This is a genomic window from Novosphingobium sp. 550D (assembly GCF_057401885.1).
The window spans coordinates 2,151,025-2,175,372 of record NZ_CM171613.1; the positions used below are offsets into that span (position 1 = coordinate 2,151,025).

At 62.6% G+C, this 24,348-nt stretch carries 21 protein-coding genes; 10 read left to right on the forward strand and 11 right to left on the reverse strand.

Going from position 1 to position 24,348, the window contains the following annotated elements:
• The first annotated feature begins 87 nt into the window (after positions 1 to 87).
• Together AC2S2E_RS10095 and AC2S2E_RS10100 are read left to right on the forward strand one after the other, a co-directional pair.
• Positions 88 to 1,692 (forward strand): ribonuclease J, encoded by a 1,605-nt coding sequence (locus AC2S2E_RS10095; protein ID WP_476102533.1) that lies wholly within the window; start codon positions 88 to 90, stop codon positions 1,690 to 1,692.
• Positions 1,689 to 1,976, forward strand: a complete 288-nt coding sequence (locus AC2S2E_RS10100; protein ID WP_486522228.1) for a DUF1467 family protein — start codon at positions 1,689 to 1,691, stop codon at positions 1,974 to 1,976. Before AC2S2E_RS10095 ends, AC2S2E_RS10100 begins: the two co-directional genes overlap by 4 nt.
• Here the strand turns inward: AC2S2E_RS10100 and AC2S2E_RS10105 are convergent.
• A complete protein-coding gene (locus AC2S2E_RS10105; protein ID WP_486522229.1) occupies positions 1,973 to 4,243 on the reverse strand; it encodes a coiled-coil domain-containing protein in 2,271 nt (756 codons plus the stop codon). The genes AC2S2E_RS10100 and AC2S2E_RS10105 overlap by 4 nt on opposite strands.
• Positions 4,244 to 4,395: 152 nt before the next feature.
• Between AC2S2E_RS10105 and AC2S2E_RS10110 the strand changes: the two genes are divergently transcribed.
• Genes AC2S2E_RS10110 through AC2S2E_RS10125 form a run of 4 tightly spaced genes read left to right on the forward strand, consistent with a single transcriptional unit; the run spans position 4,396 to position 8,366 of the window.
• On the forward strand, positions 4,396 to 4,698 hold the full coding sequence (locus AC2S2E_RS10110; RefSeq protein WP_486522230.1) for an Hpt domain-containing protein: 303 nt from the start codon (positions 4,396 to 4,398) through the stop codon (positions 4,696 to 4,698).
• Between the two features lie 30 nt (positions 4,699 to 4,728).
• Positions 4,729 to 6,030 (forward strand): hypothetical protein, encoded by a 1,302-nt coding sequence (locus AC2S2E_RS10115; protein WP_486522231.1) that lies wholly within the window; start codon positions 4,729 to 4,731, stop codon positions 6,028 to 6,030.
• Between the two features lie 24 nt (positions 6,031 to 6,054).
• A complete protein-coding gene (locus tag AC2S2E_RS10120) occupies positions 6,055 to 6,999 on the forward strand; it encodes a hypothetical protein (protein ID WP_476102523.1) in 945 nt (314 codons plus the stop codon).
• On the forward strand, positions 6,996 to 8,366 hold the full coding sequence (locus AC2S2E_RS10125; protein ID WP_486522232.1) for a sensor histidine kinase: 1,371 nt from the start codon (positions 6,996 to 6,998) through the stop codon (positions 8,364 to 8,366). Before AC2S2E_RS10120 ends, AC2S2E_RS10125 begins: the two co-directional genes overlap by 4 nt.
• Before the next feature lie 301 nt (positions 8,367 to 8,667).
• Here the strand turns inward: AC2S2E_RS10125 and gltA are convergent, their stop codons facing one another.
• The gene (gltA, locus tag AC2S2E_RS10130; RefSeq protein WP_476102519.1) at positions 8,668 to 9,951 is read right to left on the reverse strand and encodes a citrate synthase; all 1,284 of its coding nucleotides are present in this window, start codon (positions 9,949 to 9,951) and stop codon (positions 8,668 to 8,670) included.
• Between the two features lie 22 nt (positions 9,952 to 9,973).
• Entirely contained in the window at positions 9,974 to 11,440 is a 1,467-nt protein-coding gene (gene gltX, locus AC2S2E_RS10135) for a glutamate--tRNA ligase (protein ID WP_476102517.1), read from the reverse strand.
• Positions 11,441 to 11,470: 30 nt separating this feature from the next.
• On the opposite strand from gltX, the gene AC2S2E_RS10140 reads away from it, so the two are divergent.
• On the forward strand, positions 11,471 to 13,702 hold the full coding sequence (locus AC2S2E_RS10140; RefSeq protein WP_486522233.1) for a ComEC/Rec2 family competence protein: 2,232 nt from the start codon (positions 11,471 to 11,473) through the stop codon (positions 13,700 to 13,702).
• Between the two features lie 46 nt (positions 13,703 to 13,748).
• Here AC2S2E_RS10140 and lexA read toward each other — a convergent pair whose 3' ends face one another.
• The 3 genes from lexA to moaC form a co-directional block, all read right to left on the reverse strand.
• On the reverse strand, positions 13,749 to 14,432 hold the full coding sequence (gene lexA / locus AC2S2E_RS10145) for a transcriptional repressor LexA (protein ID WP_486522234.1): 684 nt from the start codon (positions 14,430 to 14,432) through the stop codon (positions 13,749 to 13,751).
• A 66-nt stretch (positions 14,433 to 14,498) separates the two neighbouring features.
• Positions 14,499 to 15,704: a molybdopterin molybdotransferase MoeA gene (locus tag AC2S2E_RS10150; protein WP_486522236.1), complete on the reverse strand. Its 1,206-nt coding sequence runs from the start codon at positions 15,702 to 15,704 to the stop codon at positions 14,499 to 14,501.
• On the reverse strand, positions 15,701 to 16,174 hold the full coding sequence (gene moaC, locus AC2S2E_RS10155) for a cyclic pyranopterin monophosphate synthase MoaC (RefSeq protein WP_486522237.1): 474 nt from the start codon (positions 16,172 to 16,174) through the stop codon (positions 15,701 to 15,703). Before moaC ends, AC2S2E_RS10150 begins: the two co-directional genes overlap by 4 nt.
• A gap of 92 nt (positions 16,175 to 16,266) precedes the next feature.
• Between moaC and AC2S2E_RS10160 the strand changes: the two genes are divergently transcribed.
• On the forward strand, positions 16,267 to 16,827 hold the full coding sequence (locus tag AC2S2E_RS10160; RefSeq protein ID WP_476102505.1) for an NUDIX hydrolase: 561 nt from the start codon (positions 16,267 to 16,269) through the stop codon (positions 16,825 to 16,827).
• Here the strand turns inward: AC2S2E_RS10160 and trpC are convergent.
• From trpC to AC2S2E_RS10185, 5 genes are read right to left on the reverse strand one after another with little or no spacing between them, the layout of a single operon-like run.
• Positions 16,824 to 17,612: an indole-3-glycerol phosphate synthase TrpC gene (gene trpC, locus AC2S2E_RS10165; RefSeq protein ID WP_476102503.1), complete on the reverse strand. Its 789-nt coding sequence runs from the start codon at positions 17,610 to 17,612 to the stop codon at positions 16,824 to 16,826. The two genes, AC2S2E_RS10160 and trpC, sit on opposite strands and share 4 nt — an antisense overlap.
• A complete protein-coding gene (gene trpD / locus AC2S2E_RS10170; RefSeq protein ID WP_486522238.1) occupies positions 17,609 to 18,604 on the reverse strand; it encodes an anthranilate phosphoribosyltransferase in 996 nt (331 codons plus the stop codon). Before trpD ends, trpC begins: the two co-directional genes overlap by 4 nt.
• Positions 18,601 to 19,209 carry an anthranilate synthase component II gene (locus tag AC2S2E_RS10175; protein ID WP_486522239.1) on the reverse strand — a complete coding sequence of 203 codons (609 nt, stop codon included), beginning with the start codon at positions 19,207 to 19,209 and terminating at the stop codon, positions 18,601 to 18,603. The genes trpD and AC2S2E_RS10175 overlap by 4 nt, the downstream gene beginning before the upstream one ends.
• Positions 19,206 to 20,732, reverse strand: a complete 1,527-nt coding sequence (locus AC2S2E_RS10180; RefSeq protein ID WP_486522240.1) for an anthranilate synthase component I family protein — start codon at positions 20,730 to 20,732, stop codon at positions 19,206 to 19,208. The genes AC2S2E_RS10175 and AC2S2E_RS10180 overlap by 4 nt, the downstream gene beginning before the upstream one ends.
• Positions 20,733 to 20,758: 26 nt before the next feature.
• Positions 20,759 to 22,684 carry a peptidyl-prolyl cis-trans isomerase gene (locus AC2S2E_RS10185; protein WP_486522241.1) on the reverse strand — a complete coding sequence of 642 codons (1,926 nt, stop codon included), beginning with the start codon at positions 22,682 to 22,684 and terminating at the stop codon, positions 20,759 to 20,761.
• 304 nt (positions 22,685 to 22,988) lie between these two features.
• Between AC2S2E_RS10185 and tpiA the strand changes: the two genes are divergently transcribed.
• Together tpiA and secG are read left to right on the forward strand one after the other, a co-directional pair.
• Positions 22,989 to 23,741 (forward strand): triose-phosphate isomerase, encoded by a 753-nt coding sequence (gene tpiA, locus AC2S2E_RS10190; RefSeq protein WP_486522242.1) that lies wholly within the window; start codon positions 22,989 to 22,991, stop codon positions 23,739 to 23,741.
• Between the two features lie 135 nt (positions 23,742 to 23,876).
• Positions 23,877 to 24,209, forward strand: a complete 333-nt coding sequence (secG, locus tag AC2S2E_RS10195) for a preprotein translocase subunit SecG (RefSeq protein ID WP_486522243.1) — start codon at positions 23,877 to 23,879, stop codon at positions 24,207 to 24,209.
• The last annotated feature ends 139 nt before the right edge of the window (positions 24,210 to 24,348 follow it).

A 24,348-nucleotide genomic window follows, 5' to 3' on the forward strand; every position in this document is an offset into this window, starting at 1 on the left:
ATAGCGCGCAAGTCTGAAACGAAGGATCCGTTCACGCCCGGCAAGGAATTGCTGTTTTGCGCGCTGGGCGGATCGGGCGAGATTGGCATGAACGTCAATCTCTATGGCGCGCATGGCAAATGGTTGATGGTCGATCTGGGCATGACGTTCGCCGGAAATGAATATCCGGGCAGCGAACTGGTCTTTGCCGATCTGGCCTTCATCGAGGAACGCCGTGAGGATCTGGTCGGCATCGTGCTGACCCATGCGCATGAGGATCACATTGGCGCGGTGCCCTATTTCGCCGCCGACCTTGATGTTCCGCTTTATGCCACGCCTTTCACGGCGAAACTGGTGGCCTCCAAACTGGCCGAGGCGGGGATTGATCGGGACGTTGAACTCAATGTCATCGATCATTTTGACCAGTTTGAACTGGGGCCGTTTGGCATCCGCTATGTTCCGTTGGCGCATTCGATCGCCGAGGGTCATGCGCTGCTGATCGATACGCCTTATGGACGCGTCTTTCACACGGGCGATTGGAAGCTGGACGATGAACCGATTATCGGAACGCCCGCGACGCCTGAACAATTGACCGCCATTGGCGACGAAGGCGTGTTGGCGCTGGTGTGTGACAGCACCAATGTGTTCAACCCTTCGCCTTCGGGCAGCGAGGGCGAAGTCGCCCGCGCGATGAAAGAGGAAGTCGCGCGCCACAAGGGCAAGCGCGTTCTGGTCACAACCTTTGCCAGCAATGTCGCGCGCCTGCACACACTGGGCGAGGTGGCCAAGGCAACCAATCGCCGTCTTTGCGTATCGGGCCGTTCGCTGGATCGGATCATTCAGGCGGCCGAGGGTTGCGGCTATCTGGGCAAATTGCCCGATATTATCGATCCCGATACGGCGATGAGCCTGCCGCGTGGAGAAGTCCTGATTGTTGCCACCGGCGGGCAGGGCGAACCGCGTGCGGCGTTGGCCCGTATTGCCGAGGGGAACCATCCGATCAAATTGGAATCGGGCGACGTTGTCCTTTTCTCCAGCCGTCAGATCCCCGGCAATGAAATCGCCATCGGGCGCATTCAGAACCAGCTGGCGGGGGATGGGATTACTGTTGTCACCGACCGTCAGGCCGATATCCACGTTTCGGGCCACCCCGGTCGCCCGGAACTGGAGGCGATCTATGGTTGGCTGCGGCCCAAGATCCTGATGCCCGTGCATGGCGAAATGCGCCACATGCGCGAACAGGCCAAGGTGGGCAAGGAAGGCGGTATTCCGACGCAGGTGGTGCAGAAGAACGGCGATCTGGTCCGTCTGGCGCCGGGCCGTCCGGGTAAATTTGCCGAGGTGCCGCATGGCCGCCTCGTTCTGGATGGCGACATCATCGCGCCCGCCGATGGTGAGGCGGTGGTTATGCGTCGCCGACTGGCATGGCATGGCGTGTTGATGGTGGCGGTTTCGGGCCGGATGAAGCACCACGAATATGCCTGTCAGGTGGCCGGTCTGGGCTTGCCTCTGGTCGAGGATTACGACGCCTTTGTCGAGGAGGCGCAGAATGACGTGATCGAGGCTCTGGGCAAGCTGCGCGGGCCGGACAAGCGTAACGCCAGCGCGATCAGCGAAGCGGCTCGTCTGGCCGTGCGCCGTGCCGCCACGCGTTGGTGCGGCAAGAAGCCCCAGGTCAAGGTGATGTTGATGGTGGAGGGGCTGGAAGGGTGAAACCCGCCTCCATCCTTGCGATCTATTTGTTGTTTTGGGTCATTTCGGCCTTTTTGGTGCTGCCCTTTGGCCTGCGCACGCCCGACGAAACGGGCGATGACATGATCAAGGGGCAGGCCGCCAGCGCCCCGGTCAATTTCCGACCCGGCCGCGTTGCGATCCGCGCGACGATTGTTTCCGCCATCGCCTTTGCACTGTTTTATGCCAACTACGTTTACGATTGGGTGCGTATCGAGGATATCGCACCCTTTCAGGTTCCCGCATCGCTGGAACAGGATCGTTAAGCCCGCAGCCTTTCGATGGCCTGTGCGAGGGCCACATAGAGTTTGCCCATGTCGGACGACAGCAGCGTCACCGAAATGGCATGGCCATCGCGCGTTGACAGGACGTGGCGCAACATTGCTTCAAAATCATGGATATAGCGGTTGACCTGCGCCTGAAACGCGCCGTCATTTTCATAGAGGTTCAGCACCTGACGCGCATCGCCCGTGTCCATCAGACGCACCGCACGCCGCGTGAAAATTCCACGATCGCCGCGCAAATAGGATGCCCACGCCGTATCGGCCACTTCGCTATCCAGCGCGCGGGTGATGTCCACGGCATTGGATTGCAGCGTGTCGGTAATGATCGCCATCCGACGTGAAAAATCATTGTCCACCGGGTCTTCGGCCTTGTCACGGGCCTCGGCGATGCGGGTTTCGATATTGGCGATGACGGTTTCGACCTCGCGTAATTGTTCGCGCAACTGGTGGGCCGCCTCGCGGCTGATGCCAAGGGCGTGGGATGCGGCCTGTTCCAGTTGGCCGGTGATCTCGCTGGCCTTTAGGCGCATGGCGCGTTCCAGCGCGATGCCGCTTTCGGTTGAAAGCTGATCGGCCAGAGCGGTTACTCGCGATGCGCCTTCGCTCTCGATAGAGCCAAGCATCTGCATAACGGTGCCGCCCAGAGTGCGGATCGCTTCGCCCAGTTCGCCCTTGGCGTCGCTGGCGATGCGCAGGGCTTCGCTTTCGACTTGAGTCAACTGCTCGCGCAACCCGCCAATGGCCACATCCTGCGCGCTCAAGGCATCACTCACGCCATGGGCCGCGCCATGGACCTGCACGATGCGCTGGGCCAGCATTTCGCCCTGTGCGCCCGCTTCGACCACGACATTGCGCAGCGATTGCACGCGGGTTTCAAAATGCACCAGCCGTTCCTCGCTCTCATTGAGCGCAGGCTGCAAAGTCTCGCGGCTGTGGCGCGCGGAGGATTGGATGAGATCAAGCAGGCGAACACTCGTTTCGGTCAGCCGTTCCAGCCCCTTGTCGGTTTCACTCAGCCGGCGCTCAATGGCCTCAAGCCTTGTGTCCATGGCGCCCGATACCGCAACATCGGCCATGGCAATCGCTTCAAGCCGCGCCTCGGCCTGCGCCAGACGCAGGCTCGATGCTTCGCTCATCACGCCCAGCTTGGCCGCGCGTTCGATGGCGGCGTCATGGCGTTGCGCCAGATCCTGATCGAGCCGCGCAAGGTCATTGGTGAGCCGCGCCGTCGCCGCCTGCCAGTCACCCAAAGCCACGGCTTCGTTTTCGCGCAGCGAACGGCCGATGATCGCGGCCTCGTCACGCATGGCCGACAGGCGTGCGCGCAGCGAGGTCAGGGCCTCGGCCTCATCCTGATCGAGCCGGGCGCGGGTGGCGGCAATTTCCTCACCCATCACCGATGCGCGGCGGCGCAGGGCATCATTGGCGTCCGCCTCGTGCCGTTCCAGATCGAGCGAAAAGCCCGTTGAGCGTTGCTCCAGCGCCTCAAACCGCCCGGTGATGACGGCGTCCAACTGCTGTGTCCGGCCCTCCAGATTGCCCAGCGTCGCCTCGATCTTTTCGCGCAGAGAGCCGACCTGCTGCTCGCTCGACTGGGCAAAATCCTGAAGGCGCCCAAGGCCGCTGACCATATCCTGAAGATGGGCGTGGGCGATGCGGCCCGCATTGCCGATATTGCTGGTCACATCCTTGGCGGCATTGCTGATGACGGGCAAATGGTCGCGCAATTGCTCCATATTGTTCAGTGCGGCGGTGCTGACGGTGCCGATGGTTTCGACCTGTGCGGCATTATCACGCACCAGCGTATCGATTTTCTGAGCGCTTTGCCCGATGCGGTCGACCGCGGTGCGCCCCAGTGAATCCAGTTCGCGCGTCTGTGCCGCCAGAAATTCGCGCGCCAGGCTCAATTCGCGGTTGAGCGAGGTCAGGCGCATCTCCAACGCTTCCGACTCCCGGCGTAGCGCGCTGGCGGCATCACCAAAACGCGAGGCCTCGCGGCGGCTCGACCGCTGAACGATCAGATAGACCAGCGCGATCAGCAAAACCGGCGTCGACCATTGCATGGTCAGCGCGCTCCATTCCGCCGGGCCGCGCGCGTTCATTAACGCGGGCGTCGCGCCCATGCCAAATACCACGCTCCACCCGGCAACAAGCAGCGACGCGATGGCAAGGGGCAGCCAGTCCGGCAGCTTGCGTCCGGGCGCTTCGGCATCATCGGCCCAACCCGCCTCCTCTTCGCCTCCGGTCATGGAGGGGAGGGGCATGCCCGCGTTATCCTCCGTGATCGAAGGGTGTTGGGGTTCAATGCTGAAGATGGGTGTTCCGCTCGCCATCCGCCCTTGATAGCATAAGCTGCGCGTGGGGAAACACTGCTTTAACTTCTGATGTGTAGTGTTTCCACATGGCTTATGAAGCAGGCGCTCTTGACGCAACCCTTGCCGCCGCTGCGGGCGATGATCCGGTCCTGATGCGTGAATTGCGCACCAGTTTCCATGAAAGCCTCGCGCGTCAGATCGACTTGCTCAAACGTGCGCGATGCGACGGCAATTGGGAAGTCGCCGCGATGCGTCTCAAAGGGCTGGCGGCCAGCTTTCAGGTCTGGCCGCTGATCGCTCTGGCCGATCAGGCATTGGATGGGGCGCCGGGCGATCCGGTGGTTTTGCGCCAGCTACAGGCCTTTGTGGATGAATTTCCGCTGGGTTGATCCGGGGTACTTGCCCGAATCAATCGGGGTATGGGCGATGGTTCGCGTCTTGGCATAACGTTCAGGCTTCTTTACAACCTGCCCGGTCCCGCCAAATTGGCTTTGCCGGAGAATGTCTTGCGCGTTGCGCTTTTATCCCTGATCGCCCCTGTCGGCCCCGATGCCGGCGCGCAGGCTTCGGCCATGCCGCGCGGCATGATGCGGCTTGGCGGTCATACTCTTGCCCGACATCAATTGGCCATCGCGCTGTCGCTGGGTTGTGACCGGGTGATCGTGGTGGCCAATGGCGCGCTCGATGGCCTTTTGCCGTTGCAACATGCGGCGGAAAGCGCGGGGGCCTTGTTCCACCGCGTCACGGGCGCGCATGGCGTCATGGGGCTGGTCAGCGCGCAGGATGAGGTGATCGCGCTGGGCGACGGGGTTCTTGCATGGCCGGATCTGGCGCATGAATTGCTGGGCACGCCCGCCGTTCTGGTACAGCCGGTGGAGCAGGGCGTCGCGGCGGGGTTTGAACGTCTCGATTTCAATTACGCCTCGGCCGGGGCGATGCGCTTTCCGGGCCGTCTGGTTGAACGGTTGGGTGAATTGCCCGGTGACGTTGAAACTTTCGCCTGTTTGCAAAGAATTGCGCTGCAAGGCGGCGTTCCGCAGCGCTCGGTTCCCGATGATGTGATTGCGCAGGGACGCTGGACCCTGCTGCATAATGAGCAAGAGGTTCAGGCCGTCGAACCGGGCTGGATCAGCCACCATCTGTTCGAGGATGGTTTGCGTTCGCCCTCCGAATGGCTTGCGGGTCAGGCTGTGCGTCTGGCTGGCCCGGCCTTGCTGGAGGCGGGGTCAGGCGGCACCGTCGTGGCAATGGCGGCGGGCGTGCTGGCGGCGCTGGGCATGGTGGCGGGCGGATTTGGCGCGATTACGCTGGGGCTGATGCTGGTTGCGGCGGCGTGGCTGGGTTTTGCCTGCGCATCGCTGTTTGGCCGGTTTGAGCGGCGCTCGCTGCGCCTGCCGCGGCCGCGCGTGGCGCCGGTTGTCACCTATCGCTGGATTGTTGACGGCGTGCTGCTGGCCCTGCTGGGGCTGGCGCATGGGCAAAACGGCTATATCGCCGGGCTGTTTGCCCCGTTGATGTTGTTGGGGTTAATCCGACTGGTTCCGGTCCTTTTGCCGATTCGAATCGCGGCATGGATCGAGGATCGCGCCTTGTTCGCCCTGATGCTGGGTCTGCTGTCCATGCTGGATTGGTTGCGCAATGGCGTAGCGGTTTTCGCGGTTGCCTTGCTTTTATCCGGATTAATAATGGTAGGAAGACAAAATCGGCTAACGCCAGCTTAACTCCCTGTCATCTATGGTGGGCCTATGACTGATCGTATGTCTGACGCTCTGGGCCGGGATTCGAGTGAATCTTCGCTGCGCCTGCAACTGGCGCGGGGCGATGCTGTGGTCGGGTCGGTGGTGCCGGTCTTGCGGCATTTGCTGGTCTGCGGCGATCAGGGACTGTTTGGCGACGACGTGTTGGCGCGGCTGCGCGCGATGCTCGATGATCTGGCGAATCAGCTGGAGATGGGGGTTATCGACGCGGGCGGGCGCGGCGGCATTCTCGATTCGCTGATGGAACAATTGCCCGAAGTGCCGGGCCTGCTCTCGCATCTTCACGCCCTGGCGCTGGAATGGCAAATGACGCAGCGTCTGGCCGACCGGCTGGGTGTTGATCCGGTGGTGTCGCCTTTGTTACAGGCGCTTATTGCCTCGACAGAGGCGGAAACCTCGGCGCGGGCGATGAAATTGCTGGCCGCGCAGGCGCGCTTTGCCCAAAATCAGCGCCGGATGCAGTTGCCGCTGGGCGAATTGCCCGCCGAATTGCTTCACGGCGTTCTGGTCGCGCTGCATGTCGCTGCCGAGGATGATGGCGAGGCCGCATCGCGCGCTTCGGATGTCCTGCGCCAGAATTATGATGAGGCTTCGACCCGTTTGGGGCTTTTGGCGCGACTGGTCGCGGCGATGGGGCCGGGGTCGGTGGCGGCTTTGGCCTTGGCGCATGGCGGGGTGGCGATGTTTGCCTCGGCGCTGGCGCTGGCCGGTGATGGGGTGCGCGAATCGGTCCTGTTGTCGATGCGCGACGGACAGCAGGCCAGATTGGCCGTGGCCTTGCGCGCTGGCGGTGCAAAGCTCGGGGTGATCGAGGAGAATTTGCTGATCCTCCATCCACAGACGATCCGCCCCGATGGCTTGTCGCGTTTGAGCGTTGAGCGCGCCGGTGAATTGCTGGTCGAAGCGGCGCAGGCTTTGGGACGGCTTCCATGAGCGCGCCCGAGCGCATTCAGGTCGAGGCGCAAAGTGATGGCGAGGATCGGCTGCTGCGGGCGGACGAACCGCTTTCGGCGCTGCAAATGCGGTGCGGTGGGACGATCCCCGGCGCGATTGCCGTTCCCGAATTGCGCGAATTGGTCAGCAAAGCGCGCGGATTTGGCTTGAAACTGGCGCGGCCCATCATCGCGCAGGACGGTCAGGAAACCATTCGCGCATGGATCGAGGTAACGCCGCAGGAAGGCGGCTGCCTGATCATCCTTCGTCATTGGCAGGCCAGCAGCCTGCCGCCGGAACCGGCCGATCTGGCCAACCGCCGCAAGTCCGAGATTGACCGGGCACTGGCCGAATTGACGGCGCGTCTGGACCCGCATCAACGTTTGATGGCGGTCGAATCCTCGGCCAGCGATCTGGTGGAGGCCACCCATGCCATGCGCGCCGGATTGGGCCGTCCCTGGACCGATTTCGTGCAATTGCCTGGCAGCGGATTGAAGCAGCCCCTCCATTGGCGCCTGCTGGACGGTGCCAGCGTTATTGTGCCGGGGTCGGCGCGGGGGTGGCGGGCAACCATTTTGCCCCAAACCGGGCCGGAGGGTGAGACGCTGGGTTTTGATCTGTGCCTGACCAGCGAACAGCCCTTGCCCCGCGTGAATGAGCCCGAGCAGGAGGTCGAAGCCCCTCCGGCCAAGGCAAGTTCCGTGATTGGCCGCGAATTGGCGCCGGTTCTGCGTCAACCTATTGCCCGGATCATCGCCAATGCCGAAACCATCCGCACGCGCCGGGCGGGGCCGCTGACCGAGGAATATGCCGGTTATGCGGGGGATATTGCTTCGGCCGGGCAACATCTTTTGACCTTGATCGAGGACCTGTCCGATATGGAGGTCATCGAGGCGGAAGGGTTTGCGCCGGCGGCGGACCGGATCGATCTGGCCGATGTTGCGCGGCGGGCGGCGGGCATTCTGGGCGTTCGCGCGCGGGAAAAAGGGATTGCCATCCACGCGCCGGACGAAGGTGCCTCATTGCCGGCGGTCGGAGAGTTTCGTCGGGTGCTTCAGGTGCTTTTGAACCTGATTGGTAATGCCATTCGCTATAGCCCTGAAAATTCGTCGATTTTGCTTATCCTGACGGGTGGCGCGGGCGTGGCCCGGATCACCGTTGCCGATCAAGGGCCGGGCCTGTCGCCGCAGGATGCCGCTCGGGTTTTCGACAAATTCGAACGCCTTGGGCGCAGCGGTGATGGTGGGTCGGGGCTGGGCCTTTATATTTCGCGCCGCTTGGCCCGCGCCATGGGCGGGGAATTGAGTGTCGACAGCCATGCCGGGCAGGGCGCGCGGTTTGTGTTGACCTTGCCGGTTCAGGCGTAAGGATTGCCTCCGGCGGGCAAAGGGCGGGGGCCCTTTGCAATCCCGATAATGGGAGCAGTTTTGCTTTCTTATGACGTTAAATTTAAAGCCTGCGGCGCAGATAAAGGGCGCCGCAGGCTTTAAATATTGTGACGTTGCGTCGATCATTTCACGCCGAACCAGTGGCACAACGCAGACAGTAATGGGAGCGCGAGGGTCTAGACCCTCGCATCATTGCCTTCTTTCAAAACTCAACCCCAAAACAAAAACGCGGGAGAAGGTTTCCCTTCCCCCGCGTTCGTGAATGGTCGAGCCTTAAGGCTTAACGCTGGCCAACGGGCACGTAGTCGCGCTGCGTCGGGCCGGTGTAGAGCTGGCGGGGACGGCCGATCTTCTGGCTGGGATCTTCGATCATTTCGTTCCACTGAGCCACCCAGCCCACGGTGCGCGCCAGAGCGAACAGCACGGTGAACATGGTGGTGGGGAAGCCGATGGCCGACAGGATGATGCCCGAATAGAAGTCGACGTTCGGGAACAGCTTCTTTTCGACGAAGTAAGGATCGTTCAGCGCGATCTCTTCGAGGCGCAGAGCGGTTTCGAACAGCGGATCCTGCACGTTGAGTGCTTCGAACACTTCGCGCACGGTCTTCTGCATCACGGTCGCGCGCGGGTCGCGGTTCTTGTACACGCGGTGGCCAAAGCCCATCAGACGGAACGGATCGTTCTTGTCCTTGGCGCGCTCGATATAGTGCGGGATCTTGTCCGGGGTACCGATTTCACGCAGCATGTTGAGGCATGCTTCGTTCGCGCCGCCATGGGCCGGGCCCCACAGGCAGGCGATACCGGCCGCAACGCAAGCGAACGGATTGGCGCCCGACGAACCGGCCAGACGCACGGTCGAGGTCGAAGCGTTCTGTTCGTGGTCGGCGTGCAGGATGAAGATGCGGTCCATCGCCTTTTCGACGGCGGGCACAACTTCATATTCTTCGGCCGGAACGCCAAAGGTCATGCGCAGGAAGTTGCCGGCATAGGACAGCTTGTTGTCGGGATAGACGAAGGGCTGACCCACCGAATACTTGTACGCCATGGCGGCGATGGTCGGGATCTTGGCGATCAGGCGGTGGGCCGAAATGCGGCGCTGCACCGGATCGGAGATGTCCGTCGAGTCATGATAGAAGGCCGAGAGCGCGCCAACCACGCCGACCATGATGGCCATCGGGTGCGCGTCGCGACGGAAGCCCTTGAAGAAGCTCGACAGCTGTTCATGGACCATCGTGTGGCGCGTGATCGTGCGCGAGAACGTGTCAAGCTCGCTGGCGCTGGGCAGTTCGCCGTTCAGCAGCAGATAGCAAACTTCCATGAAGGACGACTGTTCGGCCAGCTGACCAATCGGATAACCGCGGTGCAGCAGCACACCTTCGTCGCCGTCGATATAGGTCAGCGCGCTTTCGCACGATGCCGTCGAAGTGAAGCCGGGGTCATAAGTGAACGCACCGGTCTGGGCATAAAGCTTGCGGATGTCGATGACATCCGGACCAACGCTGCCCTTCAGGATCGGAGATTCAACTTCCTTGCCCTCGACGATGAACTTTGCCGTATCACCCACCGCAACACTCCTTGTAGTATGCTTAGATTTTTGTGGTTTCCATTTGCTCCGCGATGCGCGCGAGGCTTTCCTCTCGCCCAAGTAGGATCAAAACATCGAAAATACCGGGAGACGTAGTTTGCCCGGTCAAAGCCGCGCGAAGCGGCTGGGCCAGTTTACCAAGACCAAGACCAAGCTCGCCGGCCAGTGATTTGACCGTGGCCTCCAGGGGCTCGATTGTCCAGTGCGTTTCCTGCAACAGCGTTGCGTGAATTTTCTGAAGAATCGAACGCGCGTCGTCGGTTAGCAGCGCGGCCGCCTTCTCCTCCAGCGCCAGCGGGCGCACGGTAAAGAGGAAGCGCGCACCAGCGGCCAATTCGTTAAGATCCTTGGCGCGAACCTTGAGCACGGGCATTGCCTGCGCCAGCAAATTCATCTCGACCGACAGGTCCGTGATGCGCGGCGCGACCAGCTGCGCCAGACGCGCATCATCGGCTTCGCGCAGGTAATGGCCGTTGAGATTGGCCAGCTTGGCAAAGTCAAAGCGCGAGGCGCCCTTGTTCACATCCTTGATGTCGAACCATTCGATGGCTTGGGCAATCGAGATGATTTCCTCATCCCCATGCCCCCAGCCAAGACGCATCAGATAGTTCAGCACCGCTTCGGGAAGCAGGCCCATTTCGTCACGATAGGCGTCCACGCCCAGCGCGCCGTGGCGCTTGGACAGCTTTGCCCCGTCCGCGCCATGGATCAGCGGGATATGGCCATATTCCGGGTCCGGCCATGCATGTCCTTGGCCACCTTCGATGGCATCCATTGCACGGATGATCACCAACTGGCGAAAGGCGTTGTTGATATGGTCATCGCCGCGGATCACATGGGTCACGCCCATATCGTGATCGTCCACCACCACGGCCAGCATATAGGTCGGCGTACCGTCAGAGCGCAGAATGATGAAATCGTCCAGCTCAACGTTCTGAACCGTGATGCTGCCCTGAACCAGATCGTCGATCACGGTCGCGCCTTCACGCGGCGCCTTGATGCGCACCACATAGGGCAGATCGGCGGGCCACTGATCGGGCGTCGCGTCGCGCCAGGGCGACTGAATACGGAACGGACGCTTCTCGGCCTGCGCCGCTTCGCGCATCGCGCTCAGCTCTTCCTGAGTCAGATAGCAGCGATAGGCGTAGCCCGCGTCCAGCAGCTTATGCGCTACCTCGGCATGACGGGGCGAACGTTCGAACTGCATCACGGCGGGCTGATCGCCGTCCAGACCCAGCCAGCGCAGACCATCAAAGATCGCGTCAATGGCCGCATCGGTCGAACGCGCGCGGTCGGTATCCTCGATACGCAAAAGATATTGCCCGCCATTGGCGCGGGCATAAAGCCAGTTGAACAAAGCCGTGCGCGCGCCGCCAATATGCAGAAAACCTGTGGGCGAAGGCGCAAAACGAGTGACAACAGGGCGTTTGCCGGTGCTATTGCTGCCAGCCAACCCCGAACTTGTCATTCCCTTGTCCTTTCTGTCCTAATAGGGCCCATGGTTCACGCGACCCAGAGCAACACCCAAACGGCCCAGCGTTCCGCCTCTTTCGGGGGGGATGGCGCTGCAACGCAACATGGCCCTTGGCGCAGCCGCGCGCGCTTGGCAAGTTTTGCTTTGGTCTTAGAGCAATTTCTGTTGCGGGCCGGATCGACGCTGGCGCCATGGCTGGCGGCGGGCATGGCCGGAGGCGTGGCGGCGTGGTTTGCGCTCTTTGGCCCGCTTCAATGGATATTGTTGATAGCAATATGTTTTTCCGTCGCGCTGTTTGCCGGCGTGTTGCTGGGGCCCAAGGGGCGATGGCCGTGTCTGGCCAAGGCGATGATGTCGATGGCCTTGGCCGTCGCCTTGGGTTGCGGGCTGGTTTGGGCCAAATCGACCTTGGTCGGTACGCCGGCGATTCCCGCGCCTATGGTCTTGAATATACGAGCCATTGTGGTGGAGCGTCAGGAATTGCCCGCCCAATCGCGGATTCGCCTGATCCTGGGGCTGCGTTTGCCGGGCGAAAAAAGGGCGATCAAGGCGAGAATCACGCTGAAAACCGGCGATTCCGCTTCGGGGGCGGTGGAGGGGGCCTATGTGCAAATGCGGGCGAGGCTTGTTCCACCTGCGCCACCGCGTTTACCGGGAGGCTATGATTTTGCACGCGCGGCGTGGTTCAGCGGGTTGGCGGCAACGGGCAGCGCTCTGGGTCCGGTGACGGTCGAATCGGCCCCGCGCGCGCAGGGCCTGTCGCGGATGCGTCATGCGCTGGCCGCGCATATCCGCGCCGTTTTACCCGGATCGGCGGGGGGCATGGCCGCAGCCTTTGCCAGTGGTGAGCGCGGAGGTATCACACCACAGGACGAGGCGGCCATGCGTGATGCGGGGCTGACCCATCTGCTCTCCGTTTCCGGCCTTCATGTCAGCGCCGTTGTCGCGGGGGCCTATTTTCTTGCGCTGCGTCTGCTGGCCCTCTGCCCATGGCTTGTTCTGCGGATTCGCTTGCCGATCGTGGCCAGTGGTGCAGGGGGATTGGCCGCGGTCGGATATACGTTGTTGACGGGGGCCGAGGTGCCGACGGTGCGGTCCTGTCTTGGTGCCTTGCTGGCTCTGGCGGCGATTGCGGCCGGGCGACAACCCTTTTCGATCCGTCTTTTGGCCGTGGCGGCGGCTTTTGTGATGCTGCTTTGGCCGGAAGCCGTTATCGGACCCAGCTTTCAGATGAGCTTTGGTTCGGTTCTGGCCATTGTGGCCCTGCATGAAGCGACCCCGGTTCGGGCCTTTCTTGCCCGGCGGGAAGAAGCCTGGGTGATCCGTTTGGGTCGGCACATTGCCATGTTGCTGATGACGGGCATGGTCATAGAATTGGCGCTGATGCCGGTCAGTTTCTATCACTTTCACCGCGCCGGGATCTATGGCTCGCTCGCCAATCTGGTTGCCATCCCGCTGACGACCTTTGTCACTATGCCTTTGATTGCCGCGGGTTTGGTTTTCGATATGATTGGCATGGGCGGGCCGTTCTGGGGCCTTTGCGGCTTGTCGCTGGATGGCCTGATTGGGCTTGCGCGATGGGTGGGCGCGCGGCCCGATGCCGTGACGCAATTGTCGGTTATGGCGGGGGGCACCTATGCTTTCATCGTGCTGGGCCTGTTATGGCTGGCGCTTTGGCGCGGGACTATTCGACTGCTGGGACTGGTGCCTGCGGTCCTTGGTTGCCTGTGGCTGGCATTATCAGCGCCGCCCGATGTCATGATCACGGGTGACGGACGTCAATTGGGATTGATCGATCCGCAAACCGGGCAATTGCTGGTAATGGGTCAAGGGCGTTCAAATTACACTTCGGATGCCATGCAGGAAGCGGCCGGGCTGTCTGGCGCTGTATTGCCGATTGAACAGTGGCGTGGCTCGACCTGCAATCAAAGCTTCTGTCGTGTCACGATCAGGCAAGGAGAGCGGGATTGGGCCATCCTTGCGGCGCGGGGGGAAGGCTTTGTTGACGAAGCGGCGATGGCCAAGGCTTGTGCGGCGGTCGATATTGTCGTCTCACGGGTGGCGTTACAGCCTTCGTGCCGCCCCCGTTTCCTGCGCGCGGATGAGGCGCTGCTCTATCGGACCGGCGGGATGGCGATCTATCTGAACCGAGGGAAAATTGTCACTGTGGCGCAGGGGCAGGGGCAACATCCGTGGTGGCGCGCGCCTAGTCTAAAGCAGGATATGACGTCTAAAGCAGGATATGACGATAGGTGATGATTAGGAGAGGGCGTTACAACCCCCTCCCGATCAAGCAGGGTGCTTAATGATACCGGCGGAGCAAGCCGGCCAGCTTGCCTTGAACCTGTACTTCGCCGGGCTGATAATATTGCGGGTCATAGGCCGCATTGGCCGGGTCCAGGCGGACCAGACCGCGTTCGCGCCGTAGATATTTCAGCGTCGCTTCCTCGCCGCGTACAAGGGCGACGACAATCTCGCCTTCGCGCGCAATGTCGGTCTTGCGGATCAGTGCCAGATCGCCGTCCAAAATGCCCGCTTCGACCATGGAATCGCCCGAAACCTCAAGCGCGTAATGTTCGCCCGAACCCAGCAAGGCCGCCGGGACCGGCAGCATGGTCTGACCTTCCATTGCCTCGATCGGAACGCCGGCCGCGATGCGCCCATGCAGCGGGATTTCCACCACGTCATTGGCCGCGGCGGGCACGACAGGCTTGGGTGCCTCGACCACCTTCTTGGGTGCCGCAGCCTTGGCCGCGACCGGCGGGGTGACGTCTTCGGGCTGGCGCAACACTTCCAAAGCGCGGGCGCGGTTGGGCAGGCGGCGGATAAAACCGCGTTCCTCCAGAGCGGAGATCAGGCGATGCACCCCCGATTTCGACTTCAGATCGAGCGCTTCTTTCATTTCCTCAAAGCTGGGCGAAACGCCCGTTTCCTCAAGGCTGGCTTGGATGAAGCGCAGCAATTCATGCTGTTTCCGGGTGAGCATTGTGACCTCCCAACGGGGGTGTTGCGTGAACAATTGCGGAACAATTACGCAACCATTGCCCTTACGTCAAGCGCTTCCGCCATTTTCGATCAAATGGATCTTCACCCTATCGCCGGCCGCCGCCGATGGTGCATTCGCCATATGTTCGATCAGGCAATTGCTGGCCGCCATCGCCGCCAGCGCAGAGGAATCGCGCATAGGACGTGGCAGGACATTTTGGCCGTCCCACCATCCACGGATGAATTCGCGCCTGTCGGCCCCCGGACCCAGCGGTTCGCTCAATTGCGCCATCGCGGTCCTGGGCAAAGGATTGGCTGCCCCCTGCATCGCGCGCAGCAGCGGCAGCAGGAACAAATGCGCGGTCACAAAGCTGGACACCGGATTGCCTGGCAGGCCGATCACGATCTGATGCCCGCGCGTCGCCACCAGCAGGGGTTTGCCGGGCCGGATCGCGACCTTCCAGAAATCGACCTGCGCGCCCCAATTCAGCAAGGCGGGCTGGATCAGGTCGTGATCGCCCACCGATGCGCCGCCGCTGGTGACAATCACATCAACATCGCCTGCACGCGCCAAGGCGGCGTCCAGCGCAGACAGATCATCGGTCACTGGTCCAAGGCGCAGGATGTCTCCGGCCACGCCTGATGCCATCGCCGCCAACATTGCGCCGTTGCTGGCGGGCAGGCGGTGGGGCGGGCAATCGAGGCCGGGCGCCACCAATTCATCCCCGCTGTCCAAAATGGCCAGACGCGGGCGGCGGTGGACCGAAATTTCGCCATGCCCCGCCGCGATGGCCAAGGCCATTTGCGCCGGCCCGATCCTTGTGCCTGCCGGCAAGACCTCGTCGCCATGGCTAAAGTCCAGCCCCTTGCGCCGGATATGCCGTCCTTCGGGTTGGGGCGGCGTTCCGGTCAGGGTTAGGCGGTCGCCGTCCCTTGCTGCGTCCTCCTGACACAGGACGATTCCGGCGCCATCGGGCACCATTGCGCCCGTGGAGATACGAATGGCCTGTCCGGGCTGAACGGTGCCGCCAAAGGGGTGCCCTGCCGCGCTTTCACCCACGACGGTCCACGGCCCGCCCAGATCGCCGGGGGCCAGAGCATAGCCATCCATGGCCGAAAGATCAGCCGCCGGTTGTGTCCGGCGGGCCAGCAGCGGCTGGGACAGGTAACGCCCTAGCGAGGCCTCAATTGGCACGGCTTCGCCGGCTGTCGGAGTGGCTAGAGCCAGAACTCGCGCCTGCGCCTCTTCAAGGGGCAAGGGCGCGCGCGTCATAGCTCTGCTTTCCAGTCGCCGGATTTGCCGCCCCGTTTTTCGATCAGGCGCACTTCTTCGATGACCATGCCTTTGTCGATGGCCTTGGCCATGTCGTAAATCGTCAGAAGGGCGAGCGAAGTGGCGGTCAAAGCCTCCATTTCAACCCCCGTCTTGCCGGTCAGGCTGGCCATGGCGGTGGCGCGGATCGCGCCTTCCTCGACGGTGAAATCGACGGTCACGCTGTGCAGGGGCAAGGGATGGCAAAGCGGGATGAGATCGGCGGTTTTCTTGGCCGCCATGATCCCGGCGATGCGGGCTGCGGCCAGAACGTCGCCTTTGGGCACATTGCCATCGCGGATCGCGACCAGCGCCGCCGCGTTCATGCGGATACGGCCAGAGGCAATCGCAATCCGCGCGGTTTCAGCCTTGGCGCCGACATCGACCATGCGGGCATGGCCTTGGGCATCGAGATGGGTCAATTCGCTCATGCTTCTCTCTTGCCAAAGCGGAGGCATCAGGCAACGAAGAAATGCGCGAACTGCGATAGAGTCATGCCAAGTTTTTGAGGGACCGAACAAATATGGCGGAAATTATTGCCCGGCATTTGATCTATGATGGATGGTATCGGTTTTTTCGGCTGGAATTGCGGATGCCTGACGGCATGATTTCCGAAAGGCATCTGATCGATAATGGACAGGCTGTCGCGGTTTTGCCTTATGACCGGGAACGCCGCGTGGTGATGTTGGTGACGCAGCCGCGCGCGGCGGTGCTGGATGCCGGGGTGGCGCCTCTGCTCGAAGCGATTGCGGGCGGGCTGGATGGGGCCGTGCCCGAAGCGCGCATTCACAAAGAAGCGATGGAGGAGGGTGGCGTTCGCCTATCCACGCTGGAACCGGTTTCCAATATCTGGCCCATCCCGCCGCTGTCGACGGAACGGGTCATGCTGTATCTGGCGCAATATACCGCCGCCGATCGCGTGGGCGATGGCGGCGGAGCAGAAGACGAGGATGAGCATATCAACGTCGTTGAGATTGGCCTCGACGCGTTGCGTGACATGGTGATGGACGGCACGCTGGAAGATGCCAAAACGCTGATCCTGGCACAGGCGCTGATGCTGCGTTATCCAGAGCTTTGGAGTTAAAGCCCGAGCAAGGCCTTCGTCGCCGCCGTCACGTCCTCCTGCCGCATCAGGCTTTCCCCCACAAGGAAGGTGCGCGCCCCGCAAGGGGCAAGGCGCAGCAGATCGGCATGGGTGTTGATCCCGCTTTCCGCCACCAGCAAGGTCCCCTCCGGCGCGAGAGCGGCGAGGCGCTCGGTCGTCGAAATGTCGGTTTTGAAGGTCTTGAGATTGCGGTTGTTGACCCCGATCAGGCGCGATTGGAGGTTGGCGGCGCGGGCCATTTCTTCCTCGTCATGCACCTCGACCAGAACCGACATCGACCGCTCGATGGCGGCGGCCTCGATTTCAAGCATTTGCGCGTCGGACAGGGCGGCGACGATGATCAGGATGGCGTCCGCACCGATGGCGCGGGCCTCGGCCACCTGCCACGGATCGACCATGAAATCCTTGCGCAGCACCGGCAGATCACAGGCCGCGCGCGCGGCAATCAGGTAATCCTCATGCCCCTGAAAATAGGGCGCGTCGGTCAGGATCGACAGACAGGCCGCCCCGCCCGCCTGATAGGCGCGAGCGTGAGCGGGCGGATCAAAATCGGCGCGGATCAAACCCTTGGAAGGGCTGGCCTTCTTGATTTCGGCAATCAGGGCGAAACCATCGGCGGCCTTTGCGCGCAGGGCAGCTTCAAACCCGCGCGTCGGTGTCTGCTCGCTCGCACGGGCATCCAGATCCGCGATGCTGGCCAAAGGCTTGCGCGCGGCGACTTCTTCACGCTTGGTGTCGCAGATTTCGGTCAATTTGTCGGTCATGAGCAAGCCTTGATCCAGCAATCGAGCAGGCCCTTGGCCAGCCCCTTGTCAATGGCCTCTGCGGCCTCTTCGGCGCCTTCGCGCCAGTCGTTCACTTCGCCCGCCACCATCAGCGCCCCGGCGGCATTCATCAGCACCGCATCGCGATAGGCGCCATGTTCGCCCATCAGCAAGCGGTCGAGCGCGGCGGCATTATAGGCCGGATCGCCGCCCTTGATCGCATCGACGGGATATTCCGGCAGGCCAGCATCGGCAGGCGTCACACGGCGCATGGCCACGGCGTCATGGCGCACATCGGCCACTTCATTGCCGCCCGCAAGGCTCAGTTCGTCGAGGCCCTCGTCGCCCGAAATGACAAAACTGCGCGCCGTGCCAAGGCGGCGGATCGCTTCGGCATAGATCGGGACATAGGCGGGGCGGGCAATGCCCACCAATTGGCGCTGAACATTGGCCGGATTGGCCAGCGGGCCCATCAGGTTAAAGATCGTGCGCGAGCCCAGTTTCCGCCGGATCGGCGCGATATGCTTGAGCGCGGGATGATGCGCCTGGGCAAAGAGAAAGGCGATGCCGATCTCGTTCAACGTCGTTTCCGCCCGCGCGCCCGCATTGGCCAGATTGAGGCCCAGCGCCTCAAGCGTATCGGCAGCGCCCGCCTTGGAGGATGCGGCGCGATTGCCATGCTTGGCCACCGGCACGCCGCAGGCCGCCACGACCAGCGACACCGCCGTCGAGACATTGAGTGTATGATGCCCGTCGCCTCCTGTGCCACACACATCGATGGCCCCTTCGGGCGCATGGACCGCGATCATCCGTGACCGCATGGCGCGGGCCGCGCCGGCGATTTCGCTGGCCGTTTCTCCACGTGCCGACAGGGCGACGAGGAAGGCCGCGATGACCTCATCGCTGACCTTCTGATCCAGAATGGCGCCGAACAGGCTTTGCGATTCCGCCTCGCCAAAAGGTTGTGAGGTAACCTCCGGCAGGCCCGTCATGCAGGCCCCACCGCATCGGGAATACGGGCATCAATCCCGCAAACCTTCAGGAAATTGGCCAGCATCGCATGACCATGCTGGGTGGCGATGCTTTCGGGGTGGAATTGCACACCATGGATCGGCAAGGACACATGGCGGAAACCCATGACATGCCCATCGTCGCTGCGCGCATTGACATGCAGGCAGGCCGGAATATCCGTCACGATCAGCGAGTGATAGCGCGTGGCGATAAAGGGCGAGGGGATGCCCTCGAACAGGCCGGTGTTGTCATGGGTGACGGGCGAAGTCTTGCCATGCATCAAACCGCCGCGCTGCACCGTGCCGCCGAAATATTGGCCGATGCTCTGATGGCCAAGGCATACGCCCAGCAAGGGCTTGCCCGCATCTGCCGCCGCGCCGACCAGATCGAGGCTGATCCCCGCTTCATTCGGCGTACAGGGGCCGGGCGAGAGCAGGAAACCGGTCGCGCCGCTGTCGATGGCCTGCGCCGCAGTCATGGCGTCATTGCGCACCACCTCGACCTCTGCGCCCAGTTCCATGATGTAATGGACCAGGTTCCAGGTGAAGCTGTCGTAATTGTCGATGACGAGAATCTTGCCGCTCATTGTCCAAACCCCGCTTCCTGCGCCACGCGCACCGCCTCACGGGCGGCGGCGAAAAGGGCGCCGGATTTATGTTCGCATTCGCGCTGTTCATAGACCGGATCGCTGTCGGCCACGATGCCCGCGCCCGCCTGTACGTGCAAGACGCCATCCTTGACGATGCCGGTGCGCAGCACGATGCAGCTGTCCAGATTGCCGTCCGGCCCGAAATAGCCCACGCCGCCCGCATAGGCGCCGCGCGTTTCCGGCTCCAGCCCGGCGATGATCTGGCCCGCGCGCACCTTGGGCGCGCCCGACACGGTGCCCGCCGGGAAACCGGCAAAGACCGCGTCAATCGCATCCGCGCGGTTCGTGTCCAATTCGCCCACCACGTTCGAAACGATATGCATCACATGGCTGTAACGCTCGATCGTATAGCTTTCGGTGACCTTGACCGTGCCCTTGGCGGCCACGCGGCCCACATCATTGCGGCCCAGATCGAGCAGCATCAGATGTTCTGCGCGCTCCTTCTGGTCTTCCAGTAGGCTGATCTCATTGGCTTTGTCCTCAGCCGCAGTCTTGCCGCGCGGACGGGTGCCAGCGATGGGACGGATCGTCACCTCACCGTCACGCACGCGCACCAGAATTTCCGGGCTGGACCCCACCACGGCAAAACCGGGCAGGTCGAGGAAATAGAGGAAGGGCGAGGGGTTCACCCGGCGCAAGGATCGATAGAGCGACAAAGGCGGCAGGGTAAACGGCGCGGTGAAACGCTGAGCCAGCACGACCTGAAAGATGTCGCCCGCCTCGATGAACTGCTTGGCGGCCTCGACCATGTTGCCATAATCGCCCGGCGCCATCACCGGGGTCGGCATCGGCATGGGCATGTCCGGCCCGGCGCGCACCGGTTCGGGCGCGGGCGCGGCCAGAGCGCGCAGCGCATCGTCGATCCGATCCTGCGCCACTTCCAGCGCGGCCTCGGGCGCGCGGTCCGAGGGCCATACCGGGGCCACGGCAAACAATTCATCGCCCAGCCGGTCGAACACAAGGATCACCGTCGGGCGCACAAACAGCATGTCCGGCAATTCCAGCGCGCTTTGCGGCGCACGGGGCAGCTTTTCGACAAGGCCGAACGTCTCATAGCCGAAATAGCCCACGATGCAGGCCAGCGCAGGCGGCAGCGCGGCAGGCACATCCATCCGGCAGCTTTCCACCAGCGCGCGCAATTCATTGAGCGCATCACCCGCCAGCGGCTCGAAAGCGTCGCGGTCGGTGGCCCATACACGGTTGATTTCAGCCGCATGGCCGGTGGCGCGGAACACCAGATCGGGGGCCAGACCCAGCAGGCTGTAACGCCCGCGAACCTCGCCGCCCTCGACCGATTCGAGCAGGAAATCGCCCCGCTCGCCCGCGAACAGCTTTACCGCCGCGCCCACGGGTGTTTCGGTGTCCGCAATGACGCGACGCCACACCAGCGCCGGATTCCCGCCAGACAGCAGGGAAAGGGCGGCGTCCCAGTTTTCTGGGCGATGGGTGTTGTCGGTCATGGGTCTTTCGCTTTTGTTATTGAACTTCAGTTGCCGCCGGCCAGTGTGGCGGCGACGGTCTTGATGGTGCTTTCGTTGCGCTCCACCTTGACTTCGGTGCGGATTGCGCGGCGCAGGCTTTCACCTTGTTCGCGCGCGGCCAGATTGTTCAGCTCGCCCTTGACCTGTCCGATCAGCGGATCATTGGCGGCCACGGTGCCCGGCGTGATGGCTTTAAGCTGGACCGCAATAAAGCCGCGATTGCCCGCAATCGGGATCAGCTTGGTCGTGCCCGGCGCCATGCCAAAGAACAGGGCGACGGCAGGCGGGATCTGACCACCGCGCGACATGATTTCCTCGCGGCCCATGTTGAGCGGCTGAACCGGGGGCAGGGCAACGCCCAGCTTGGCGACTTCGGCGCCCAACTCGCCACCCTTCTTGCCCGCGGCCAGCAGCTTCATGGCGGCGGCGCGGGCGGCAACGGCGCCCTTTTCAAGCTGGATGTCAGCCATCACCTGCGCGCCGATCTGGGCCAGCGGGGCAGGGGCGGCAGGGACGATCTTGGTCACGTCAAAGATCACAAAGCTCTTGCCCGCGACCAATTCGGAAATCTGCGGCTGACCTTCATGCTCCATGCTAAAAGCAGCGGGCAGAATCGAGGCGAGGTCCGCCGGAAGGCCCGCGCCCGCAGGTGCCTTGGCTGTCAGCAATGGCGTTTCCGCCATGGTCACGCCCAATTCCTTGGCCGTGTCGGACAGCGCGCCGCCCTTGCCGAAATCATCATTGATCTTCTCGGTCAGCGCGGCCAGCGTTTCCTTGCGCTTTTCCTCGGTCAGGGTCGCGGCGATTTCGCCCTTTACCTGATCCAGAGTACGAGCGGGCTTGGCGTCAATCGCATCAACCCGCACCAGCGCCCAGCCAACTTGACCCTTGACCGGGCCGACCGTGGCGCCTGCCTTGGCGGCATAAGCGGCTTCGGCAACAGCAGGGCCGCTCTTGATGGCCAGAGCATCCTTGCTGACCAGACCGAGCGAGGCAACGCTCAACCCCTTGGCCTTGGCGGCGGCTTCAAGGCTTTCGCCCTTGGCGGCGGCGGCGGCGATCTCCTTGGCCATGGCTTCGCCAATGACGATCACCTGCGACACCTTGCGCGTTTCGCTGGCGGCATATTGCGCGGCGTTCAATTTATAGCGGGTCGCGATTTCGGCATCGGTGGGGGCCGGAGCCTTCTGGACCGCCGATTCGTCGAAACGGGCGTAACGGATCATGCGCTGTTCGGGCACGGTATAGGCGGCCTTGTGGTTGTTGTACCACGCGGTCACTTCGACCTGTGTTGGCAGACCCTTGGGCGCAAAGGCATTCGAGGGCAGCATGGCGACAAAGCCGGTGCGATGTTCTTTCAACAAGGCGGCATATTGCATGATCGCGCTTTGCGGCAGGGTCGCGCCGAATTGGGCCGGGGCCAAGAGCTGACGCGACACCAGATCGCGCGCAAAGCTGTCGCGCACATCGGCGTCATTCATCTGGCGCTGGGCCAGAACCGAAAGATAGGCGTTCTGATCAAACTTGCCCCCTGCGCCCTGAAACGCGGGGATCTTGGCCAGTTCGGAATCGATCAGGCGCTTGCCCGCGATCACGCCGATCTTGCGGCCAAAGGCCATCTGCGCCTCGCCATCGATCATCTGGTCCAGAACGACGTCCAATCCGCCTTCGGCCAGAAAGGTCTTCATCGTCATGCCGGGCTGCTGCTGGCGGGTGATTTCCACGGCCTGCTGCATCTGCTTGGTCAATTGCGCGGCGCCGATGGCGGTGCCGCCCACCTTGGCCACACGATCGCCGCCGGTGATGCTGCCCGAGCTGATCATGTTCGACACATCGCCCGCGGCAAAAGCCAGAGCCAGCATCACAATCAGCCCCAGAGCAGCGAACACGCCCACCGAGGAGTGGAAGAACTTGCGGAACATTTGCAGCATCAAATCAACCCGTCATCGCGGTGGCGCCCAAAAGGCGCGCGCCGTCAAAACTATCAGTCGGCGGCTTTAGGCGGCTTGGCCGCATCCCGCAAGCAGCGCATTGGGCCAAATTTTCGCAGGTCAGGCAGCGCTGTCTGTGGTGCGGCAATGTCGCGCCTGTGTGTTTTTGGTGGTTAACGTGCCCATGCCTTTTGACAAAAGCGGCCTCCTTGGCCTAGTCGCGCATACGCATGCTGGGGAAGCGTGGCCGGCGAACCTTTTGGGGTTTGCATGGGGTCACGCGCTTAGGAAGGACAAAGGGATCATGGCTTTGCGGCCCTATATCGTCGGCAACTGGAAGATGAACGGCCTGCGCGCCACTTTGGCCGAGGCCCGCGCGATTGATCGCGCTGCGGCCCGCTATCCGGCGGTGGATGTCGGCATCGCGCCGCCTTTTACGCTGGTCCACACGATGGCCGAAGAAGCCCAAGCAATGGCCGTGGGTGGTCAGGATGTCCACGCCAAGGCCAACGGCGCCTATACCGGCGACATTTCGGCCGTGATGCTGGAGGATGCCGGTGCGCGCTTCACCATCGTTGGGCATAGCGAGCGGCGCAGCCTGCATGGCGAAAGCAATGCCGATGTTCAGGCCAAGGCCGTTGCCGCCCGCGCGGCGGGCCTTTCGGTGATCCTTTGTGTCGGGGAAACCGAAGCAGAGCGTGATGCCGGTCAGGCAGAATCGGTGGTGTCCGCCCAGCTTCACGGCTCGATGCCCGCAGGTGATGCCGAAGGGCTGGCCGTGGCCTATGAGCCGGTCTGGGCCATCGGCACGGGGCGCGTACCCTCGGTTGAGGATGTGGCCGCGATGCATCAGGCGATCCGCCGTGACCTGATCGCGATCTATGGCGAAGCGGGCAAGGGCGTTCGCATTCTCTATGGCGGTTCGGTCAATGCGGGCAATGCCTCGGAATTGCTGGCCGTTGCCGAGGTCGGCGGCGCTCTGGTCGGCGGGGCCAGTCTGACGGCAGAGAGCTTTTCGGCCATCATCTATGCCGCCGCCATGCTGGTCGAAGGCTAAATTTCGTCTATTCAGTTTTGGGGCAGGGGGGAAGCACCCCCTTGCAACTCATCGCTCTCGCGCCTAGATGCGCGCCATTCCATTCATGCGGTGACATGCCGATTGCGGTTGTCACCATGTCGAGAGTCGCGCTTCATGTTCATCTTCCTTATTGTGCTTCAGGCCATTGTCGCGGCCATGCTGGTCGTGGTGATCCTGATCCAGAAGTCGGAAGGCGGCGGGCTTGGCGTTGGCGGCAGCCCGTCGGGCTTTATGTCGGCGCGCGGTGCGGCCGATTTCATGACCCGTGCGACGGGCGTTCTGGCCGCGATTTTTGTCGGCCTCTCGATCGTTCTGGCGGCCATGGCCGTGGCCAGCGCGTCGAACCAGAAGGTCGACACCTCGCTCGATCGCACCGTTTCTGCGCCCGTCGCGGCCCCTGCGGTGCCGGCTCCGGCCGATCCGTTGGCCGGAGCGGCCAAGAAGTAATTTTGTGGTATTGTGTCAGCCACCCTGCCGCATTCGCGGTGGGGTGGTTGGCGTTTGGGTATGACCGCCTGCTGCCGTTTTAACGCGGTATTGAACAGGACTGTGGATTGCCTATCGCTGGCGTGCATTGCGCGCTTGG